Source organism: Halorubrum sp. Atlit-26R (assembly GCF_003666015.1).
GTDB lineage: Archaea > Halobacteriota > Halobacteria > Halobacteriales > Haloferacaceae > Halorubrum.
The window spans coordinates 60,243-78,970 of sequence record NZ_QPLT01000008.1 but is presented as its reverse complement, the minus strand read 5'-3'; the positions used below and the strand labels follow the sequence as shown (position 1 = coordinate 78,970).

The 18,728-nt window shown below is 60.2% G+C and carries 24 protein-coding genes; 1 reads left to right on the top strand and 23 read right to left on the bottom strand.

Annotated features, from left to right (window positions below; all coding sequences use genetic code 11):
* Positions 1–5: 5 nt before the first annotated feature.
* The 15 genes from DVK07_RS22120 to DVK07_RS10375 form a co-directional block, all read right to left on the bottom strand.
* The gene (locus tag DVK07_RS22120) at positions 6–344 is read right to left on the bottom strand and encodes a hypothetical protein (RefSeq protein ID WP_147441113.1); all 339 of its coding nucleotides are present in this window, start codon (positions 342–344) and stop codon (positions 6–8) included.
* Positions 345–412: 68 nt separating this feature from the next.
* Positions 413–1,654 carry a hypothetical protein gene (locus tag DVK07_RS10435; RefSeq protein ID WP_121597002.1) on the bottom strand — a complete coding sequence of 414 codons (1,242 nt, stop codon included), beginning with the start codon at positions 1,652–1,654 and terminating at the stop codon, positions 413–415.
* 1 nt (position 1,655) lies between these two features.
* Complete coding sequence (locus tag DVK07_RS10430) at positions 1,656–2,096, bottom strand: hypothetical protein (protein ID WP_121597001.1); 441 nt, start codon at positions 2,094–2,096, stop codon at positions 1,656–1,658.
* A gap of 76 nt (positions 2,097–2,172) precedes the next feature.
* Positions 2,173–2,649 (bottom strand): hypothetical protein, encoded by a 477-nt coding sequence (locus DVK07_RS10425; protein WP_147441112.1) that lies wholly within the window; start codon positions 2,647–2,649, stop codon positions 2,173–2,175.
* Between the two features lie 88 nt (positions 2,650–2,737).
* Positions 2,738–3,184: a hypothetical protein gene (locus DVK07_RS10420; protein WP_147441111.1), complete on the bottom strand. Its 447-nt coding sequence runs from the start codon at positions 3,182–3,184 to the stop codon at positions 2,738–2,740.
* Between the two features lie 31 nt (positions 3,185–3,215).
* Entirely contained in the window at positions 3,216–3,605 is a 390-nt protein-coding gene (locus tag DVK07_RS10415; RefSeq protein WP_121596998.1) for a hypothetical protein, read from the bottom strand.
* Between the two features lie 236 nt (positions 3,606–3,841).
* On the bottom strand, positions 3,842–4,345 hold the full coding sequence (locus DVK07_RS10410) for a hypothetical protein (RefSeq protein ID WP_121596997.1): 504 nt from the start codon (positions 4,343–4,345) through the stop codon (positions 3,842–3,844).
* Between the two features lie 105 nt (positions 4,346–4,450).
* Entirely contained in the window at positions 4,451–5,665 is a 1,215-nt protein-coding gene (locus DVK07_RS10405) for an RNA-guided endonuclease TnpB family protein (RefSeq protein ID WP_121596996.1), read from the bottom strand.
* Positions 5,565–6,086, bottom strand: coding sequence for a hypothetical protein (locus tag DVK07_RS22115; protein ID WP_147441110.1), 522 nt, complete (start codon positions 6,084–6,086; stop codon positions 5,565–5,567). The genes DVK07_RS10405 and DVK07_RS22115 overlap by 101 nt, the downstream gene beginning before the upstream one ends.
* A 4-nt stretch (positions 6,087–6,090) precedes the next feature.
* Positions 6,091–6,438, bottom strand: coding sequence for a hypothetical protein (locus DVK07_RS10400; protein WP_147441109.1), 348 nt, complete (start codon positions 6,436–6,438; stop codon positions 6,091–6,093).
* 162 nt (positions 6,439–6,600) lie between these two features.
* Positions 6,601–8,484, bottom strand: coding sequence for a hypothetical protein (locus DVK07_RS10395; protein WP_147441108.1), 1,884 nt, complete (start codon positions 8,482–8,484; stop codon positions 6,601–6,603).
* A gap of 242 nt (positions 8,485–8,726) precedes the next feature.
* On the bottom strand, positions 8,727–9,185 hold the full coding sequence (locus DVK07_RS10390; protein WP_121596993.1) for a helix-turn-helix transcriptional regulator: 459 nt from the start codon (positions 9,183–9,185) through the stop codon (positions 8,727–8,729).
* 50 nt (positions 9,186–9,235) lie between these two features.
* Positions 9,236–9,733: a hypothetical protein gene (locus DVK07_RS10385; RefSeq protein ID WP_121596992.1), complete on the bottom strand. Its 498-nt coding sequence runs from the start codon at positions 9,731–9,733 to the stop codon at positions 9,236–9,238.
* Between the two features lie 130 nt (positions 9,734–9,863).
* Positions 9,864–10,124: a hypothetical protein gene (locus DVK07_RS10380; protein WP_121596991.1), complete on the bottom strand. Its 261-nt coding sequence runs from the start codon at positions 10,122–10,124 to the stop codon at positions 9,864–9,866.
* Positions 10,125–10,242: 118 nt separating this feature from the next.
* Entirely contained in the window at positions 10,243–10,599 is a 357-nt protein-coding gene (locus DVK07_RS10375) for a hypothetical protein (RefSeq protein ID WP_121596990.1), read from the bottom strand.
* Positions 10,600–10,774: 175 nt separating this feature from the next.
* On the opposite strand from DVK07_RS10375, the gene DVK07_RS22110 reads away from it, so the two are divergent.
* A complete protein-coding gene (locus tag DVK07_RS22110; RefSeq protein WP_147441107.1) occupies positions 10,775–11,518 on the top strand; it encodes a hypothetical protein in 744 nt (247 codons plus the stop codon).
* Here DVK07_RS22110 and DVK07_RS10370 read toward each other — a convergent pair whose 3' ends face one another.
* The 8 genes from DVK07_RS10370 to DVK07_RS10340 form a co-directional block, all read right to left on the bottom strand.
* Positions 11,519–12,115 carry a rhomboid family intramembrane serine protease gene (locus DVK07_RS10370; RefSeq protein WP_121596989.1) on the bottom strand — a complete coding sequence of 199 codons (597 nt, stop codon included), beginning with the start codon at positions 12,113–12,115 and terminating at the stop codon, positions 11,519–11,521.
* A 58-nt stretch (positions 12,116–12,173) separates the two neighbouring features.
* Positions 12,174–12,743: a hypothetical protein gene (locus DVK07_RS22105; protein ID WP_147441106.1), complete on the bottom strand. Its 570-nt coding sequence runs from the start codon at positions 12,741–12,743 to the stop codon at positions 12,174–12,176.
* Positions 12,744–13,223: 480 nt separating this feature from the next.
* Positions 13,224–13,499, bottom strand: coding sequence for a hypothetical protein (locus DVK07_RS10365; protein WP_121596988.1), 276 nt, complete (start codon positions 13,497–13,499; stop codon positions 13,224–13,226).
* A gap of 15 nt (positions 13,500–13,514) precedes the next feature.
* Positions 13,515–14,273, bottom strand: coding sequence for a hypothetical protein (locus tag DVK07_RS10360; RefSeq protein WP_121596987.1), 759 nt, complete (start codon positions 14,271–14,273; stop codon positions 13,515–13,517).
* Positions 14,274–14,290: 17 nt separating this feature from the next.
* The gene (locus DVK07_RS10355; RefSeq protein ID WP_147441105.1) at positions 14,291–14,629 is read right to left on the bottom strand and encodes a hypothetical protein; all 339 of its coding nucleotides are present in this window, start codon (positions 14,627–14,629) and stop codon (positions 14,291–14,293) included.
* Positions 14,630–14,835: 206 nt separating this feature from the next.
* Positions 14,836–16,077, bottom strand: a complete 1,242-nt coding sequence (locus DVK07_RS10350) for a Cdc6/Cdc18 family protein (RefSeq protein ID WP_121596985.1) — start codon at positions 16,075–16,077, stop codon at positions 14,836–14,838.
* Positions 16,078–17,155: 1,078 nt separating this feature from the next.
* Positions 17,156–18,358, bottom strand: a complete 1,203-nt coding sequence (locus DVK07_RS10345; protein ID WP_121596984.1) for a hypothetical protein — start codon at positions 18,356–18,358, stop codon at positions 17,156–17,158.
* Between the two features lie 74 nt (positions 18,359–18,432).
* Positions 18,433–18,720 (bottom strand): hypothetical protein, encoded by a 288-nt coding sequence (locus DVK07_RS10340; RefSeq protein WP_121596983.1) that lies wholly within the window; start codon positions 18,718–18,720, stop codon positions 18,433–18,435.
* Positions 18,721–18,728: the final 8 nt, after the last annotated feature.

Genomic DNA, 18,728 nt, shown 5'->3' with positions numbered 1-18,728 from the left:
GCCCGTTACGGCTCGGGACCGGAGAGAGGTCCGTTGCGGATCTCGATGACGACTTCCAAACGCGCAACTGCCGATTTTAGCTGCTCGATCGGCGGATCCTGAGATATTACCTCTCGTGCCTCGGCGCTAACACCCAATAGAATCTCCTCCCGGAAATCCCCTGACTCTTGGAGGTCTGCGAGGTTCCTGTAAAGCTGCTCTTTGGCTCTGTAGTATGAGTCGTTGCGGCCGTCTGCCGTTCGTTCCTCCGCAATACGTTCGGCAGCAGAACGTAGTGTTGATCCCGTTAGAGGCTCCGAAGGCTGGCCGGTAGAGACGCAGGTATCATGGGTAGTCAACCTCATGTCTTCGTCACTTCGCAACTACTATATTAATTAGTTATGTGTTCGGGGTAAATAGTCTTGTAGTCTGACTATTTTAATGTATCATTATGAATATCTTTGAGCCGATTGAACACCTCGTTGTGTTTCGGGCTCGTCTTGATTGCCTCCGCGACCGCGCCGGCGGCCGCGTCGACGTCACCCTCGCCGTAGAGGGCATATGCGATCTCGTGCGCGCAGGTAGTTCCGGCCGTCTTGAATACCTCTCGTGCGGTGTTCTCTCCGATCCCGTTGAAGTCTCGAAGGGACTCGCGACGGCACTTCGCCGGTAGCGGCGACTCGTCTGCCGCACGGTCGGGGATCGCGAACGGTGCGTCATCGGCTGGCGAGCCTCCCTCGACCGCACAGTCGTCAGCGGTGAATCGGTCCTCGACGGAAAACTCGGTGTTGGGTGTCGGAACGTGTTTGAGAGACCGAGACAGGTAGCACGTTGGGAGCTCGTCGTCAGAACACGACTGCTGGATCCCGAGTTGGTAGAAGCCGCCACGAGGGTTCGACACGACGACCGCGTGAACCTGCTTGTCGGTACTTCCCCGAAGGGTGGAGACACCGGTCGCCCATACGTCGTAGCTGTGGGAGATGACGGTGAGATCCGTCGCATACGCCGGCGTCGAAACCGTGTCACCCGGGGAAAGCGACCGGAACCGCTCATACAGTCGCTCGCGTTTGTTCGCGCGCCGCCGCTGGGACGCACGGAAGTGGTCCGTCTCGCCCGTCTGGTAGGCGCGAATGGCGTTCGCGATCGTCTCGGCCTCCGCGCCCGTCGCCGGGAGGTACACCTGCCACGAGCCGAGTATCGGCGTCCGCGGGTCGTCTTTGGGCCGCCCGTTGATCGCGTGTTTCTCGTCGATCTCAACGCGGATGCTGTCGCCCTCGGCGGTGACCGACTCAAGCGAACCGAACCCGTACCGCTGATCTCCGACCACACGACCGCCCCCGGTCAACACGGCCGGCGAGCCGACCGCGTCGGTGAGCGTCGCTGCGGCCGCCTCCGGCGCGTCAAGCTCGGAGCGGCCTACACCCCCCTCTCCGGCCACGCGAGCGAACCGAACCGTCTCCTCGTCGCCGTCGGGAAGGCACACTTCCACGGAAAGGGTCGCCCGGCCGTCGACGTCGACCCCGTCGCCCGGGAACGCCTCGGCGCCGGGGGTCTCGAACGCGTCGGTGTCCGAAGTAGCCGCCCCGGAGGGCTCGCCGGCCGGGGACGCCCCCGGCGCCGGCGTCTGTTCATCGCGAACGGCGTCGACGTACTGCGAAAGGTCCTGCTGGCTCATGTTAGTCCTCGGTGTAGAACCAGAGTCCGTGTCTGTCGAGCGCCGCCTTCGCGACCGCAACGACAGGCTCGAACACCTCGGCCGGCTCCTCCCGGTCAAACATCTTCTCCGCGCCGACCTTCTCGATCGTCTCGTCGGGGGCGACGAACACGACCCGGTGGGTGTTCTGCGGGCGGATCGCGCATTGGGCGCGGGCCGTCGACGCGGGCTCGACCTCGATCGAAACCGGAGCGTGGTCGTGCGTGAGCGTGAGCGTGTACGTCGACGTGTCGCTCTCGGCCGGCTCCGGAGAGTAAGTCAACTCCGACACGTTCCACCCGTTCGGCAGGTGGGCCTCCAACTCCGCCGCGAGCGCGTCGTCCGCGGTGGAAACCGCCGTGAATCCATCGAGGGTCGAAACCTGTTCTTCTTGTCGGCGCTTGAGGGGACTTCGGTGTGCCATCGTTCTGTCCTCAACTTAGATCAGGGGCTACGGGGACTTAAGGCTTTCCATTATGTTCCGTATGGTGGTGGAGGGGTTAGGACGAGAGAACGCGGATCGATTCGACGACGCCGACTCGTTCGTCGTCGGTCGACGGGATATGGCGCTCAACGCCGGCCGCGTACACTAACTCGGGATCATCAAGCTCGGCCTTACCCCACTTCTCGATCTGCCGGACGGCCGCGTAATCGGCAACGCTGCTACCGTGGTCCATGTCGACACCGTCGAACACGAACGACGCTTCGGCGTGGTGGTGGTCGGTCGGCTCTGTCGACGCTGGTTCGGTCGCCGTCCCCTCGAACGACTCCCCGGATTCAAGCGTCACGCGAACGCGATCGCCGTGTTCGACCGCCGCGACCTCCGCGACCATACCTGCCGGCTCCCCGGCGTCCTGCTCGGCGGGTTCATCATCGAGTACGATCGTGACTCGGTTGCCCTGTTCGTCCGTCGTCGTGTACGCGCCCCGTGTCTCCACGGCGCTCAACTGGTCGGGTGTGAGGGTGACTTGTGCCATCGTTTGTCCTCACTCCCCGATTCGACCCCCGGCGGTAAAAGAGTTTCCATTAAGAACAGTATGGATGTCTGTGGCCGGAGACCCGGCCTCACACCCACTCGCCAAGCCCGGCCTGTTCGGGGCCGTCGTCGCTGCTGGCCGGTTCGGCGTCGGCGGCGTCCTGTGGATCGGACTCGACCTCGGTCTCGGCCTCATCCTCGGTTTCGTCGGACCCCGTAGCGCCCGGTTCGGGCCGGTGATCGTCCGGGATCGGCTCCGGAACGTCGCCCCCGGAAAGCCCGTTGATCACGTCGACGGCGGTCGCGAACGCCGCATCAAACTGCTCGCCTTCCGCGAACAGCGGGTGATCCTCGAACCCGTCATGTCCGTACTCCGCGCTCCCGTGGACCGCCCACGTCTTGCCGGGGTTGTGGGGGTCCATCGAGAGGCTGATGAGGTGCCCGTCGCCGGCGGGATCGCGCAGCGCGACGTGCTTCGGCGTGTTCACCGCGACTTCCCAGCCGGCCGGGAGTGCCGGAATATCGTGTGAGCTCATGATCTGTGGTTGATGTGGGTCGTGGTAGTGGTTACTCGATGTTCTCGATCTGCGACTCGGGATACGCGTAGACGGTCACCGGAGAGTCCTCGATCACCTCGAAGTGCTGGTGGGCCGTCGTGGGCGTACAGCCGTCCGGGAGGCTGTCGGCGTAGTGGGTGAGCGTCGATACGTATGCGACCTCGACGACCGGCTCGTCCGCCTCGACGCTGTCGGGCGTCCCGGAGTAGCCGAACACCGTGGTCCCCGCGAGCGGGTCAATCTCGTACTCGTCGGCCTGCTCTCCCGGGAGCGAGACGACGACCATCGCCTCATCGTCGTCGTTGTCCGCGTCCACTTCACGGACCAAATCGCCCGGGTCGCACTCGGGCGTGTCCGGCTGTTCCTCCGTGTATTCGCTGAGTGGGTGGTTTGTCGCCATCGTCCTGATCTCAACTTACACAAGGGGCTACGGGGACTTAAGGCTTTCCATTATATACAGTATAGATGTGTAGTGGTGGAATACATCGATAAGCGGGGGTGTGTTCGCAGGGGGAGCGACCAGAACACATCGATAGAGGGGCGTTCGGTTGGCCGAAAATTTCCGGGTCACGCGGCCGTCAGTCGCCCGGGTCTTAACCAACAGGCAGGCGGGTCTCCCGACAGGTGTTGGTTAACTCACGGGGCGTCCTCCGCGAACGTGCCGAGATACTGCTGGTCGCGGGCGCAGTCTCCAAGAAGGTGCGTCCGTCGCTGCTCCCACGCGGAGCGTGCGTCGGGCTGTGTGTCGATCCCGACTGCCCGGGCGTCTTCTCCCCATAACGCTTCGGCCGCGATGAGCGCCGGGCCTGAGCCGGCACACGGCGCAAGGACAAGCTCGCCCTGCTCCGCGATCGCGTCCAGCCACACTTTGTACGGGCCGACCGGCTTCACGGTCCCCTGCCCGTACTCGTCGGTCGGCTCCCGCCATCGCGGCCGGCGCGCATCGAGGCGCACCGACTCGGACCACTCCCGATCCGTCTCGCCTTTGTGCGCCATGACCACGGGGTAGCCGGCTTCGGTACCGTACTGGCCGGTTCCTGAACAGTCGGGGGTGCCGTCCTTCTTCGTGTACCGCACGTCGGCCACCTTCCGAAGCCCGCCGCCGCGGTACGGTCGCGTGTCCCCGGCCGCTACCCGCACCTCGCCGTACTCACGCGCAAGATACTGCTGGAACCGGCGGGACGCGTGTCACCTTCTCCGCCCTAAAGGGCGGAGCTTGTCGGTGGACTCCCGTTCTGGCCGACCCTACCGGGTGGCAGGCGAGTAGCCGCCGTTCACGTTCAGCGTCCCCGACTTCAGGGCGAGGTGACGTGTCGCCCCTCCATGCGGAGACTTTTGCCCCGCACGGAGTAGCCGAAAGCCGATGTTCTTCGCCGCGTTATAGTCTGCGTTGACCTCGTAGCCGCACTTCTGGCAACAGAACTTCGCTTGCGACTGCCGGTTCTCGTCCAGCGTCGTCCCGCACTTCGAACACCGCTTGGACGTGTACGCCGGGTCTACCTGCGTGGCCTCAATACCCTCCGCTTCGGCCTTGTACGCCGTGTAGTCGTACAAACGGCGGAACGTCCACGCATGGAACTTCTTTGCGCCCGGCATCCGGTCGCGGATGTCCGTTAACTCCTCGAAGGCGATCCGGTCGCACCCGTGCGCGACGGCTTCTTGGACGATGGCTTTTGAGATACGGTGAAGGTAATCTTCGACCCACCGTGTCTCTCGGTCGCCCATCCGTTCGATTGTTCGATGGGCTGATTGCGTGCCTGTCCGTTGGAGGTCACCACGAACCCGCTCGTACTCCCGACGGCGGTGATTGAGGTAGTCGGCGCTCCAGAACATTCCGGTTGACGTGACGGCAATCTGTTCGATACCGAGGTCCACGCCGAGGACTGTGCTGTTCTCGGCGTCGCCTTCGTCCGGTATCTCGGTCTCCACGTCGGCCTTCGTTCCAATATGGAGGAAAAACGTGTCCGTCGCGTCGCGGTACTGAAGCGTCGCACCCGTGACCTCGTAGTCGTTGTCGCGGAGGTACTTCGTGTGCGGGTTGTCTCCCTCTGGTGGAAGGACGTATTCGGCTTCGATACGTCCGTTCACCGTGGAGAGGGATACGCGGTCGTCGTGGAACGTCGCGCTCCGTTTGTCGTATCGGACGGATGGCGTCGTGAAGTGTGGTTGTGACGCCTTCTTGCCGTTCTGCCAGCGGGCGACGACGCCCTTGATGGCTTCGGCGGCTTTGTTACGTGCGGATTGAACGAGGTTGGCTTGAAGCCGTGTCTGTTCGCGCACGTCGGAGTACGTCCGGTCGTGGAGTTTTGTTTTCGAGGTGGGCTTGTAGTCGTCCTGCCACGCGTCTCGGACGACGTAGTTACACGCCCACAGGTACTCCTCGACGGTTTCGTGGAGGAGAGTCGCGTCGCTGTCGTCCATATCGAGTTTGACGACGGCCGTGCGACGCACCTCCGCCATACTTCATATGTAGTACCCTACATTCATATAGGTTGGGTTTGATGCGGGGAGTCGGTCGGCCACCGAACAGCGGTTGTTTCTCACCGTGTCGCGTTCCTCCCGCCGTAAACGGCGGGGTTTCCCGCTTGTAGAAAGATGAGTCGGCGTCCATCAACAGCCAGCCCCCGGGCTTGAGCGCATCCCACGCCGCGTCGATCATGTCCGCGATCGTCCGCGACGTGTCGATCTCGTCGCGTTGGAGCTCCGATTCCGGAAAGTCGCTGGTCGCCTCGTCGGTGATCGGGTGGGTGACGTAGTCGACGCCGCGACCGGAGTACCGCGCCGGCGCGGCCCAGTTCGCATCGAGATGGACTACTGCCGCCTGCTCGCGATAGTCGCCGGCGACGTCGACCCAGTTGGCGACCCGGTACTCGACCGCCATGCGGTCACTCCTCGACGCGCATGATGACCGCGGCATCGGACATGACCCGCCACCCCTCGAAGGTATCGTGATCGGCAGCGAACCCGTGGATCCGCCACGTCAGTTTGCTCCCGGGCTTCGCCGTCCAATCGATGATCCCCTCCGTGTCGAAGTTCTCGCTCGCGATGACCTCCAACTCGAAGTTGCGGTTAGTCGGGTCGGTCACCGCGTCACCGACGCTGAGAACCCGGGCGCGAGCGATCCAATGCTCGTCCTCGATGTGGATCACGTCGCCCTCGGAAAGTTCGTCTGCGTCGGTCACAAGCCGGGACTCGACCGCAACGTCGCTGTCCTGAGATTCTGCGTGTGCCATCATTCTGTCCTCAACTCACACAAGGGGCTGGGGGCACTTAATAGTTTACATTATTTTCCGTATGGACATACGCAACCGTCACAAAATCTGTGACGGGGGGTGGGGTTCACAAAAACTGTGAGCCGGTCGGGAAAACGGAAGCGCGGGCTGGCCGGGTGGTCCCTACTCGGCAGCGTCGGCTACGTCGGCCGCGACGGGGAGCGTAGTGAGCGTGTCGTTCGTATCGACGACGACGTTCCACGGGCTGTCCCCGGAGAGTAGCACGACGCCGTCGCCCGTGCCGTCACTCCACGCCATGAGGCCCGCCTCGGGATCGGAAAGGTCGACGCCGGCGATCGCCGCCGCCGTCTCGGCCGCGCGCTCCGGGAAGGACACGTAGCCCTCGCCGTTCGTCCCGGCGATCCCGATCGCGTCCGTGTGCGGGTGGGTCCGGGCGACCACCGCACCCCGCGTTTCGTCGTATTCCTCGGGGACGTGGTCTTTCAGGTCCTGCGCGTTGATGTTGCCGACGCCAAGCCGGGCGATCGTACCACCGTCGTCGGTCTCGTCGGCGCCGGCTTCGGCGGCCCATCCCGGAAGGTACTCGCCTTTGATCTGCGCGTCCTCTGCGACCCACGCGCTGTCGATCGCGTCCATGTCGATCCCGGACGGGTCCGTGATCGCGGTCGCGGCCGTCACGGTCGACTGGTCGGCGCGGTAGCCGATGCCGCCGAGTAGCCCGATGACCGCACGGAACGCGTCGGTGGCGGTCGGCCCCTCGTCCGGGAGCGTGTATAGGTCCGCGACCGCCTTCGCGGCATACTGCGTTCCCACGAACGGGAGCGGGAAGCCCATCTCGTAGTTCTCCCCGACCGTCGCGTAGAATGCCTCCTCGACCGCGGTGTCTCCGATGCCGGTGACCGCGTCGACCGCCGCGTCGCGGCTGAGGTTCGACCGCTCGGACGGGACGGGCGTCGGGTCGGGGGTCCCCGCACCCCGCTCGGCGTCGAACGCTTCACTCGCGTCGACGCCGTCCCACTCGTCCGGTTCGACCACCGGATCGAAGCCGTACTCGTCGGCGTGCTCGGCCACGCCGAACGGGGTCACACGGTACATCCCGGTCGCGAGCGTGTCCGGCGCGTCGAACCACTTGCCGGCCTCCTCCTCATCAATGTACGTCCCACCGCGGGTCTGCTCGGGGTCTAACTCCTTCCCGGACGGCGGGTTCACGAACCCGTCGCGAACGTCGGAAAGTTCGACCACCTCAAAGAGCGCGTCACCGGTCTGGTGGATAACCGTCTCGCCCTCGCGGCCCTTCACCCACTCGTAGGTGTCCGTGTAAACGCTCTCGCGAAGGTTCTGCTCGTTGTTGACCGTAAGCGCCGCCGGCAGAACCCACTCGTCGCCCTCCGGCGCGTAGAACACGTCCGGGGTCGTGTGGGTGGCCTGCTCGACGATGAGCTCGAACGTCGTCCCGGCCGCGGTCTCGCAGCGGAACACGTCGGCCGCGGTCGTCCCAATGAACGGTGTCTCCGACTCGTCCATCTCCTCGACCTCCGTGACGGTCGCGGGGTACGACCCGTCGACCGTAACCTCCGACCCCTCGCGGATCTGCTTGGCTGCGCGGCCGACCGCCCGCTCTTTCATTTCGGCGTGGGTGTTCTCACCGACCCGGGCGACCGTTTCCGGCGCGTCCGGGGCCGGGTTGTCGTCCATCCACGCCACGGCCTCGCGGACCGCCTCGACCTTATCCTCCGCCGTCGCGACGACGGGGCCGTTCCACGGCTTCTCGTCGGCCTCGCTGACACAGACCTCGCACGGACCGTTGCCGGTGAAATCGACCCATACCCACACGTACCGCTGCGTCACGATGTTTCGCGCGCTGCTCGACGAAACCCGCGACGGCGCGCGGAATCGCGTGTTGGATCCATCCAGAAGCGTGTACCCCGCGACCTCGGTCGGCGGGACCGGCTCGCCGTCCTCGACGTCGACCGTCGGGCCAAAGTCCGCCATGAGCGTTACCTGCTCGAAACTGCCGTCCTGAGTGTGGGATTCGGAACGTGCCATCGTTCTGTTCTCATCTCACACAAGGGGCTACGGGGACTTAAATTTTTCCATTATGTTCCGTATGGCGATTGGGTTAGGAACGGACTTCCCCCGCCGGGGAGAGGCCAAAGTCCTGTGGCGTGTGTGACTGGATGTGGTCGGCGCGGTCGCTGCTGTCGATCGGTTCCTCGCACGCCGGACACCGCTTGAGAATTAGCCGGATCGTCCCATCGGCATACGTCCGCCGCTCCAACATGGTGTCGCTACGCGTCGCGGACCGCCCGCATATACTCGCGAGCTTGCCTGAGCGACAGTCGGGTCGTCTCCCGCTCCCAGTTGCTTACCGTCCCCGGAGAGACGCCAAGCTCCGCCGCAACATCGGCCTGTGTGAGCTCTGCCCGCTCCCGCGCCTCGACGAGTTGCGACATGGTCGGGACTGACGGAACGTAGTTGGACCCATCACCCGAACGGACGTTCTCCGGGGGGTCCGTGGCGTTCGGGCGGGCGTTCGTCTCCATCCCCTCGTCTGCGGTCATGGAGACGTGGGTAAGCAGATCGTCGCCCTGCTCGCGCGCCCACTCGGCCGCCTGCGCCTTCGACGTCGCCCGAACCACGGCGATCCCGGTCGCTGTTAGCGGTACCTCGTAATCCACCCACCCATCGGGCAGCGTCGGTCCTGCTGGCGGGTCTGAAACCGAATGCTCGTCTGAGTCACCTGCCATCGTTCGATCCTAAATCAAACGAGGGCGGGCACCCACTTAATAGTTTTCCATTAGTATCCGTTTGATTCTGTCGCCTTATCGCTGGTGTACGACGGGTCGTGAGTCACGGCCGTTCCCGCCTCGGGGGTGTCGCTCGGGACGGTAACACCCGCACGCTCGGCTGCGTCCGGGTGGTCCTGAAGCCATGCCGCCGCCTCTCTGACCGCTTCGGAGACCATCTCCTCGGTGAGAATATCGGACTGCTCCCACCACTCCGGGCCTGCCTCCTCCAAGACCTGCGCGCACTCGTCGGCCACTACCTCGTCGACGACGTTGTGGATCTCCTCGCCCATCTCCTCGGCCGCGTCTCCCGCCTTCTCGGTCGTCTGCTCGGAGAAAGCGCGCGTGTCGACGGCCTCGGCGCTCTGAACGAGCGTCGCGATCGTGTTCACCTTGTGGGAGTCTTCAACCGCTGGGACCACCCGGTCGATCAGCACGTCGGTCCCGAACGGCTCGACCGCTTCTCCTGCGAGCGTATCAACGCGATTGGACTGAGTTCTGTATGCCATCGTTCTCTTGCCTCATCGGATCGTGGAGGCCCGGGCACTTAGTTGTTTTCCATTATTCTTAGTATGGTTGTGGTTCTCGGCTGGCACTTCTACCGGGACGAGAGTAGCGGAGAAAAGGCGAGATGTGCGTCTACTGGTCCGGGGACTCGTCGACGATCGCGTACAGCCCGGTTGGGAGGTATCGGTCGTGGGCGCCACGGAGATACCCGTCGTCGTCAAGCGTCGCGTCGAACCGGACGCCCTCGTGTTTATGCCTCACCGCTACCGTCTGTTCGTCTGCCCCCTCGATGCCGACCTCGCTGTCGCTACCAGCGACTCGCTCGTTATCAAGGCGAAGATACGGTTCGGATTCGGAGTCAATAGCCCGGTCGGTGGGTTTGTCGGTATCCATGCTTACTCTCTGAATTAGCCGTTGAGCGGCGGTACTATACGGCAGAACGGTTCTGTTGAAATCCTTAGAAAGTGATAGATGCTGCCCCGGTTGTGGTCAGTACAAGAAATCAGGACTGTCAATCAGTGTCTTCTGATCCTTCAGTAGTTGTTTGTCGAGTAGGAAATATCGCTGTGTCAGGTGCGTTGAACGGACTGTTTGGTCCGGTAAGCCACGCAGAGAGGTAGACAACACAGGCGGCGATGACAGCCATCGGCAACTGGCGCATAAAAATGCCATAGGCAACCGTGACAGCGATCGCAGCACGAGTGAGCGTATGACGTTCGGAATCGCCGTAGTACACCAGTGCCGCGACACCAAATGCTGAAAGCGTCAACCACGCTCCAATTATGACTTGACCAGTCAGTGCCGAATACGCCAATCCAATTATACCAATCAGTACCAACACCGCCGCAATACGTTTTGAGGAGGGCATGTGAAACTCGTTATGTCCGAATGTCTTAAATTACGGTTATTAATCACGAAGCAACTCACACCAACCGGCTGTTTCAGGTGAGAATATATCTGAAGAAGAGGATTTCAACAGAGCCACTGATGTAGAATTTGAGTAGTAGGCGAGCTAATAAGTGTCGAGTCGTTATACTTCGAATATGAATCGTCGTCACTATATTGCCCTGTCTGGTTCAGTAGCCCTTACTGGCTGTACTGGAGACCCATCTGGTATAATCTCGAACGACAGCGAAGGAACAGATTTGGTGCCAGATTCTGGTCCAGAGCCGACTGAGACCACCTTTGAGGGAACTGGCTCAGGTTTACATGAAATAACAGTCGAAAACGATGGAATGACTTTCTTCCGAATTGATACAGAAGAGCCAATTACGGTTTCTCTGGTGAATTCGGATAATGATTCTCCTCTAGATCTGGGTGTTGATTTCCCACGGGCTTTCACGAGAACTGCTGTCGATACTACTTCGGAAGAGTATGCTTTGGAGATCGAAGCAGAGGATAGTATTGATTGGAGTATCACAGTGGAAGATCAACCGATATATTCTGAAGACGATGTAGGGGAAGCTACTTTTCCGATCGAATTTTCGGGTAGCAGTGAAAATGTATTCGGACCATTCAATCTTGATGGGTTCCACCAACCTCGCTTACGGACAAATGTTGAGATGAATCTAGTATTTGCTAATCAAGAAGGGGAGACAATACAAACTATTTCAGCAGATTACCTACAAAATGAGGATATTAAAGGCTCGTTCGTGAATCTGGATACAATAAATATTTCTGAGGTGTGTTGGGTATGGTGTCCATTAAACTCTCTATTTACTGCGGGTATTCTTGAGGACAGTCAAGAGGTCTCTTACGAGGTCGAGATAACTGAGCCAGACAACTGATTACTCCGCATTCAGTAGGTGGAAGCGACCCGCAATCATCCCGATTACTGCCCCGCTGAAGTGAGCCATTATTCCGCTTCCCGATGGTGAGAAGTAGATTGTTAGTACGGATGCTCCGACGATGATGAGACCAACAATTGCCCGCCCAGAGAGGTAGTCCGCGACTGGGTTCGCTACAACCAAGTATCCCAACAAAGCGAACCCCGCCCCGCTAGCCCCAAGAGCAGGTCCAGCCGTGCCATAATACTCCATCACAACCAACTGTGTAATCCCTGAAAGAGATCCACTCAGGACAAAGAAGAGGTGGAAGCGAAGCCACGATGAAGAGAACGAAATAAGCCCACCAACCAACCCAATCAACATCGCATTACTAATTAGATGCTGTGTGTTTGCGTGAGCATAGATAGAGAGGACAATAGACTCTGGAGATTCATCAAGAGGGGCGGACAAAACAAATGGTTCAACCACACCACCTGCTCCCATAAACGCAGTCCAACCCACAATTGACACTACAGACATTATACTGAGCGTCTGTACAACTGGATTCCAAAAAATGCCAGTAGCAATTTCAGAGCCTGAATCAGATTCAGAGGGCATACTGTGTCTTCAAGCAGTCATCTCATTTAAATGGTCCTCACACCATGGTTTTCGAGTATTACTGACTAGCCTGTTCTGTAATTGATATCGATTCAGAGGCAGGCTCACTCGTATCTCCATTTGGAGCTTCAAGAACGAGTGTCACATCGTAATCACCTGTCTGTATGTTGTTACCCCACCGATTCAAAGAGAGAATACTGAGACCCACTAACACCACATCACTTTCTGTTTCTGGTTCAATATCATTCTCATTTTCCTCTTCTATGGTTATGTCATCGCTCTCGATGGTCCACTGTTCTAGCATCGTGAATTCATCAGCGTAGTTCGGCGTCTTGTAAGCCCGTGACAGATATAACCAACTTTCATCAGACCTGACAGACATATCCTCAATAACAGGGAGATCAATCACTTCCTCCACAGATGATTGTCCATCTTCATCTGTGGATTCATTAGTGGAATCATCGGAACTATCAGAATAATTCGATTCGTCAGAATCTACTGTGGTGTTTGAATCAGTGTTCGGAGATACACTATCGTTGTCGCTGATGATTCCAGACGGATCTCCTGTACAACCGCTCAATCCAGCAAGGGCTACGGAAGAGAGGGAGAGATAGTGGCGACGGTCCATATGATTGTATATTCACACGAATCGGATTAGTGTTTCTACTGCTGTGTTGAATAGCGATCTCTGAGCCATGGTGAGACGATACCGATGTAGAGACCACTATCGTCAACCGCTAACAAGCCGACTTGAAGTTTGACCCCCTCGGTCAACACCGCTATTCGACAGAGCAGTTTGTACCAATCTCTACCGGCGTAGATTACCTATCCTTGCCGCCGGCTTTGTACGTGACAATGTTGGAGCTAGCCTTTTTTATTCCCCCCCTGAACACGGTTCTCCACCATATCACTACAAAAGCGGAGTGCGATTCTGTGCGCAGCGGCGACCTCTTCGAACAGCCAGAATACCCCGAGGGCAAGTACAAGATACGCGCTGTGTATTCAGCATAGCCTCTCCTAACTATCAGCATCTGAGGATTTCAACAGAGCTGGCAGAACCTAAGCATGGGGGAACAGTATCGAAGGTTGATAACCAGCGCCCCGTGGATTAGATCGACCCTGTGATCGCCTGTATCTCGTCGACGTCTTCCGGGTGGATCTGCTCGCCGCCGACCAGTACGCCTCGGGCCTCCTCCGGTTCGTAAGCCGACCCGTCGCTGTCGACCGTCGCCAGCTGGCGCTCGCCGGCCGCCCACAGTTCCACCCGGTCGTTCGTTTCCAGCAACGCCCGGATGTGATAGGCCAACTCCTCGCTGTCGCGCTTCCGGTAGTTCACGATGTATCGCTTCGTCGTCTCGTCTGGAGATTCAATATCGAGTTTCATGTTCGGGATCTCCGCTTACTCGTTCACGTACCACGGCCGGCGGGTAACTGTTCGCACGTCGACGGACGGTACCCCCGGCCGGCGGAGTTTGACCGCCCCATCAGGGTTCGGATGAAGGGTGGCAGACTCTCGGCCGTCGGCGCCGGGGGTGTTGGACACCGTCGCCGTAACCTCGCGACTCTCCCACTCGCCCGCGACGGCTCTCGCCCGGGGGTCGTCGACCTCGCGAACGTACCCGGCCACCGGCTCGTCCCACCCCTCGACGGTGATCTCGAACCAATCACCCGGGACAAGTTCCATGACCGTTCCTGCCGGGCGGGGGTACCCACCGTCGTCGAACGTCGGGCTCTGCTCATACTCGTCGGGGACCGCCTCACGGAGCGCCTGATACCACTCCCACGGCCCGTGGCCGTGCGGTGGGACCATCCGGACCGGAACGTCGCTGTCCGGCGCCACAGGCTCGCGGCAGATGGGGCACTCGCCGGCGGAAAGCCGCCGGGTCACCTCCGGCGGTTCGCCCTCGCGACCGTCTTGCTTGATCGCCTTTAGCGCCGCCTTCCGGGTCGTGATCTCCGGATCGTCCGGGAACCGGGCGACTGCCGGGATGTTCGCCGGAGCCATGCTGATCGCCACGTCGCCCGCATCGTGATCTCTGGTGACGTGGCGGCCGAGCTCGTCTTCGGGAAGGTAGTCGCGATCGCAGCACAGACAGTCGTATCGCGGCGGTGCGTCCGTCTCCTCGTGTGTCGTATCGGAGTTGGGTTGTGTAGGCATAGGAGACCTCGAACCGCTTACTGCGCCCGCCCCCGGAACCGCTCGGGATCAACGAGGTAGGTCTGTTCGTCGGCGTCGATCGTGTACGCGTCTCGGAACACGGCACCGGTGTCGTCCGGCTGGTACTCTCCGGGAGCCATGTGGTCTGGGAGGCCGGGATCGCCGCGGCGGGCGTCGTGGTCGATCTCGACCCGCACGACACGCCGGTCGTTGGCGTCGGCCCGCCCGGAGTAGCCGTGCGAGGACGGCGGCCCGTCCAGCATCACACCCTGAAGGACCGATCCCGTCCCAATCTCGACGTACACCGATTCGCCCGCCTGTACCGATTCAAGTTCCTGCTCTTGCTCTGGTGCCATCGTTCTTCCCCTCATCTGTATCAAGGGCCCCGTGCTACTTAGTGTTTTCCATTATTTCCAGTATAGTAATGAAATATACAGGGCACGGTGGTATCTTCGCTTGTCAACACAAGCTCCATACTTGGCGCCCTCGACGTCGGGCACCGGTATCTCTCAACCTCTACCGCAATAGAGCGTCTTCGTCGCTCCGGAAAGAAAACACTCAGTCAGTCAATCAGCTTCGTCTCTTGCTTTAGCGACTCCTGAATGTTAGGTGAAAGTGCCTGAAATATCGCGTCCGGCGGGTAAGAGAGCCGGTATTCGTTAGTATTGGAGTTGCTGTTTCGGATTACTTCCACGACCTCGTTATCGCTGAAGTCGCGGAGGTAACTGTAGAAGTTCTGTCTCTTGACAGCGTTGGTGGCCGTAGCCTCGCAAGCCTGCTCGTAGATGTTCAACACGGTTGTCCCGGTCACCTTAGCACTCTCGGGCATTTTTTCGGCCTGCTTCATTGCGTGAGCGAGAGATGCTATGATTATCTGCCCCGTTTCGGAGTACGTCGAAATCAGGGAGTCCATCCGGGTGCGGTCGACTTTCTCCTTTCCGCGACGGATATGTTCGTCAGTAACCGGTGAATCACCCATATTCATCGCGTATTGGCCGCCCTTGAGTAGCATATCGAGCCCGTAACGGGCGTCTCCGTTCTGCTTGCCAGCCAAAGCCGAGGCGATCTCGACTGCCGACTGGTCGATACCCTGTTCCGTGAACGCCTCCTCCGCTCGCATCTCAAGAATATCTCGGATCTCGTTTGCGTCGTAGGCTGGGAACTCGATCGTGTGCTCGACAAGAGACGAACGCACGGCGCTGTTGAAGTTGTCCCGGAACGAGAGGTTGTTTGCCGTACAGATCACACACAACTTCGTTCCATCGAGGTACGTCCCGGGCTGAGTCCCGCGGCTCGCCTGATAGAACAGGTCGTTGAGATCGTCGGCGCCGCCGATCTCGTCGAGAACCAGCACCACAATATCGCCCTGCTCGTTGAGCGCGTTGAACAGCCGTTTGTTGACCACACGAGACGAGTGTCCCGTCTCTGAGAGTCGTTGTTCTTCTGGGAGAATCTGGTTTGCTGCCCGAATAGAAGCAGCGTAGCCGGAGGTACAGTCTGAACAGTTCGTGTAGACGATCGAAACCTCCTGCTGGTCCTCCGGCGGTTTCTCCTCGTTTTGTTCCTCGATGTATTCTTTCAGCTGAGAGGTGACGTGCTTAGTGACGAGAGTCTTCCCCGTCCCGTTCGGTCCCACGAGGAACGGGTGAGACGGCGTATCTCCGTTTACTGCCGGCATGAGGGCCATGCGTAGTTCGCTGATCTGCTCCTCCCGATGGAGGACCTCATCTGGGATATACGCATCCCGGAGTCGATCCATCGAATCGAAAATGTCTGTGGCGGTGTCTTCAAACAAATTCGCCATTATCAGACACCCCCCGGCAGGCTGTGGCTATCCGTCTGACACCCGTAGTCAACGGGATCTGTTGGTCGGTCGCCCGTAGTCAACGGGCTTGTATCGCTCACTCGCATCGCGCTACATACCCGTTTTAATCCATCCTACATAAAACCAACGACCAGAGCATTTGCCGGTGCCGGAGTAGTATCGGGAGCCCCGGCAGTATCCTACGCCAGCGCAGTATAGGACACCACCCAAACCGGAACCATACAACCACCCCTCGGCATTACAGGGGTTACAACCCCCGCTCGGCCGGGGCCTCCCCAAGCCGTTGGATTACAACTACCCCGCAGCATTACATGGGTTACAACCCTCCAGTTCCCGGGTTTGTTTATAAAACCACCGCGTTACAGGGGTTACAACCCACCCCACAGCATTACAAGGGTTACAACCCCTGCTGTATTACCACCAGCGCATTACAAGGGTTACAACCCACCCCACGGCATTACAAGGGTTACAGCCGGGGTTGTTTATAAAACCAGAGAATTACAGCCGTTTGAGCCAACCTCGGGGTTACATCACCGGGTCGAGAGTTACAACGGGGGCGCAGCATTACAACCCGCGCGGCGGATTATCGCGATTCCGGCGCAAAACGTCTGCGAACACGCCGATCTCCCGGAGAACACGTAGTCCGGGGGGGAGGGGGGCCAAAATCATACATCCCCCGCAAATTGACGGGGCGAGCTCACGGAGAAACACGTTATTTGCTCCGTTCACACTACACAAATAACATGGCTTCTTGCTTTACGGATGCTGTTAGAACAACTGGCTAATAAAACCTCGCCTCACACAAAGCATTTTCCGGCTTTCGCGAGAGCTCTCCGACGGTTTTGCCGACCGTTGTATGATTTTGGCCCCCCTCCCCCCGAAGACGACAGAACCACAAGACGGGAGGAGATTTGCGGCCAAAACAGGCTCGTCGATGTAATGCTGCGGTGGTGATGTAACCATCGGGTTATCTGTTGCGTCTCGGACAGCAGAAAAGGACAGCACGGAGATACCGCCCGTTTGTGCGGCTCGCGCGACAATCGCCGCTGGGAGGCTGTTACGCCTCCTCGTCGACGCCGATGACCGGGACAGTCACGGCGTCAAGTGCGTCCTGCTCGACCGTGACGGTCAGGTACTCGGCTTCATCCGGCACCGGACCGTCTCCATCCGGGAACGCTGCGAAGTGACCGGGAGCGTCTGCTGGGAGGATCCCCACCGTGAACTTAGACAAGACGCGGTTGATACGGTTGGCTCCCACCGTCCAGTAGTCGCCTGTCCACTCGGCGTCGTCAGCCTCGTGGTGGAGTAAATCCTTCAGCTGCCGGTTGACCGCGAGCTCGTAGCTCATGCCGATCTTCAACCGGTCGTCCCCGTCGTGGCTGATGTGTATGTCGCCCTCATCGTCTGTCCGCGACACCGCGATCGCCTCGTCCGTCCCGACGAAACGCGCGTACTGGCCGTTCGCCGGGACGGACACGACTTCGCGACCGTACAACCCCTCGTCCTCCGGCGTTGCCCACTCCCGCGGGTTTGGCTCTGCCTGCTCCTCGACGACCTCCGTCGCGATCTCCTCTGCCGCCTCGACCTCGACGTCGACTGCCGGGTACTCGTCACTCCCGTCGATCGGCTGGCCATCCGCGTACACACGCGCGCCTTTCCCTTCGATCGTCTCAAGCGCGTACTCGACCCACTCCTCGTCCTGCTCGAACGGGCTGTAGCCGATGGTGACGCTCCCGTTGCCACCGTACCCTGTGTCGCCGCACTCCGGGCACTTGGTGACAAGCGCGTGGCTCTGAAGCTTCCCCTCCTCGTATGGGTTCCCGACGTAGGTGGTCTGCTTCACCTCCGGCTCCCGCCGGACACCGTGTTCCGGGCACCGGTCGATCTGGTCCAAGACGGCCGCCCCGCGTTCTGTCGTCCCGAACCGCGTGTCACCGACGTGGGTGATGAGCCCCGTCCGGAGCGCCCGCACGATCGCGGCGTACCGCCACGACCGGGGAAAGTTGTAGAGCGCGCCGCTCGGGCGCCGGAGGCCCGTCCCGGGCTGACCGTTGCCGTAGGCACCGCGCCACCCGCCCGTCCCGATGCTGATCGGGCCGAGGTAGTAACAGTCGCGCAGTAGCTTCCGGACCGTCCCGGGGGAAAACGCCCGCTTCGTCAGCTCGTCGACGACGTTCGCCGGGAGCCGCGACCGGATCGTCTCCTCGTCTGTCGGCTCGTCTACGTCGATCGTCTCGTCTTCGGTGGGGGAGTCGTCCATCGTTCTGATCTCAAGTGTAACATGATCCCCCACCTACTTAATATTTTACATTACTAAACGTATGAAGATAGTGATTAGGGGTCTAACTGGGCGTGCTCTCTCAGGTACTCCTTCGCCGCTTCGACCGCTTCCTGCTCGGTGTCGAAAGGGTCCATGTCGTCCGCGGTCGGGTACTGAACGCCCCAGTCTTTGTCGGTCACCTCGTTCATCTCTCCCTCGGCGCGGAACACCAACACGTCCCACAGGGGATCACCGGAATGGCTCCACCCGTGTTCGACGTATCGCATCCCGTTGCCCGTCAGTTCGACCCCTTCCATTTCGGTCCATGCGTCTGGAATCTCGTCGCTGTTGTCGTCTGCCATCGTTCTGA

Excerpts from the sequence above, each read along its gene's own strand:
- DVK07_RS22120 (WP_147441113.1), bottom strand. The coding sequence starts at position 344 with ATGAGGTTGACTACCCATGATACCTGCGTCTCTACCGGCCAGCCTTCG.
- DVK07_RS10435 (WP_121597002.1), bottom strand. The coding sequence starts at position 1,654 with ATGAGCCAGCAGGACCTTTCGCAGTACGTCGACGCCGTTCGCGATGAA.
- DVK07_RS10430 (WP_121597001.1), bottom strand. The coding sequence starts at position 2,096 with ATGGCACACCGAAGTCCCCTCAAGCGCCGACAAGAAGAACAGGTTTCG.
- DVK07_RS10425 (WP_147441112.1), bottom strand. The coding sequence starts at position 2,649 with ATGGCACAAGTCACCCTCACACCCGACCAGTTGAGCGCCGTGGAGACA.
- DVK07_RS10420 (WP_147441111.1), bottom strand. The coding sequence starts at position 3,184 with ATGAGCTCACACGATATTCCGGCACTCCCGGCCGGCTGGGAAGTCGCG.
- DVK07_RS10415 (WP_121596998.1), bottom strand. The coding sequence starts at position 3,605 with ATGGCGACAAACCACCCACTCAGCGAATACACGGAGGAACAGCCGGAC.
- DVK07_RS10405 (WP_121596996.1), bottom strand. The coding sequence starts at position 5,665 with ATGGCGGAGGTGCGTCGCACGGCCGTCGTCAAACTCGATATGGACGAC.
- DVK07_RS22115 (WP_147441110.1), bottom strand. The coding sequence starts at position 6,086 with ATGGCGGTCGAGTACCGGGTCGCCAACTGGGTCGACGTCGCCGGCGAC.
- DVK07_RS10400 (WP_147441109.1), bottom strand. The coding sequence starts at position 6,438 with ATGGCACACGCAGAATCTCAGGACAGCGACGTTGCGGTCGAGTCCCGG.
- DVK07_RS10395 (WP_147441108.1), bottom strand. The coding sequence starts at position 8,484 with ATGGCACGTTCCGAATCCCACACTCAGGACGGCAGTTTCGAGCAGGTA.
- DVK07_RS10390 (WP_121596993.1), bottom strand. The coding sequence starts at position 9,185 with ATGGCAGGTGACTCAGACGAGCATTCGGTTTCAGACCCGCCAGCAGGA.
- DVK07_RS10385 (WP_121596992.1), bottom strand. The coding sequence starts at position 9,733 with ATGGCATACAGAACTCAGTCCAATCGCGTTGATACGCTCGCAGGAGAA.
- DVK07_RS10380 (WP_121596991.1), bottom strand. The coding sequence starts at position 10,124 with ATGGATACCGACAAACCCACCGACCGGGCTATTGACTCCGAATCCGAA.
- DVK07_RS10375 (WP_121596990.1), bottom strand. The coding sequence starts at position 10,599 with ATGCCCTCCTCAAAACGTATTGCGGCGGTGTTGGTACTGATTGGTATA.
- DVK07_RS22110 (WP_147441107.1), top strand. The coding sequence starts at position 10,775 with ATGAATCGTCGTCACTATATTGCCCTGTCTGGTTCAGTAGCCCTTACT.
- DVK07_RS10370 (WP_121596989.1), bottom strand. The coding sequence starts at position 12,115 with ATGCCCTCTGAATCTGATTCAGGCTCTGAAATTGCTACTGGCATTTTT.
- DVK07_RS22105 (WP_147441106.1), bottom strand. The coding sequence starts at position 12,743 with ATGGACCGTCGCCACTATCTCTCCCTCTCTTCCGTAGCCCTTGCTGGA.
- DVK07_RS10365 (WP_121596988.1), bottom strand. The coding sequence starts at position 13,499 with ATGAAACTCGATATTGAATCTCCAGACGAGACGACGAAGCGATACATC.
- DVK07_RS10360 (WP_121596987.1), bottom strand. The coding sequence starts at position 14,273 with ATGCCTACACAACCCAACTCCGATACGACACACGAGGAGACGGACGCA.
- DVK07_RS10355 (WP_147441105.1), bottom strand. The coding sequence starts at position 14,629 with ATGGCACCAGAGCAAGAGCAGGAACTTGAATCGGTACAGGCGGGCGAA.
- DVK07_RS10350 (WP_121596985.1), bottom strand. The coding sequence starts at position 16,077 with ATGGCGAATTTGTTTGAAGACACCGCCACAGACATTTTCGATTCGATG.
- DVK07_RS10345 (WP_121596984.1), bottom strand. The coding sequence starts at position 18,358 with ATGGACGACTCCCCCACCGAAGACGAGACGATCGACGTAGACGAGCCG.
- DVK07_RS10340 (WP_121596983.1), bottom strand. The coding sequence starts at position 18,720 with ATGGCAGACGACAACAGCGACGAGATTCCAGACGCATGGACCGAAATG.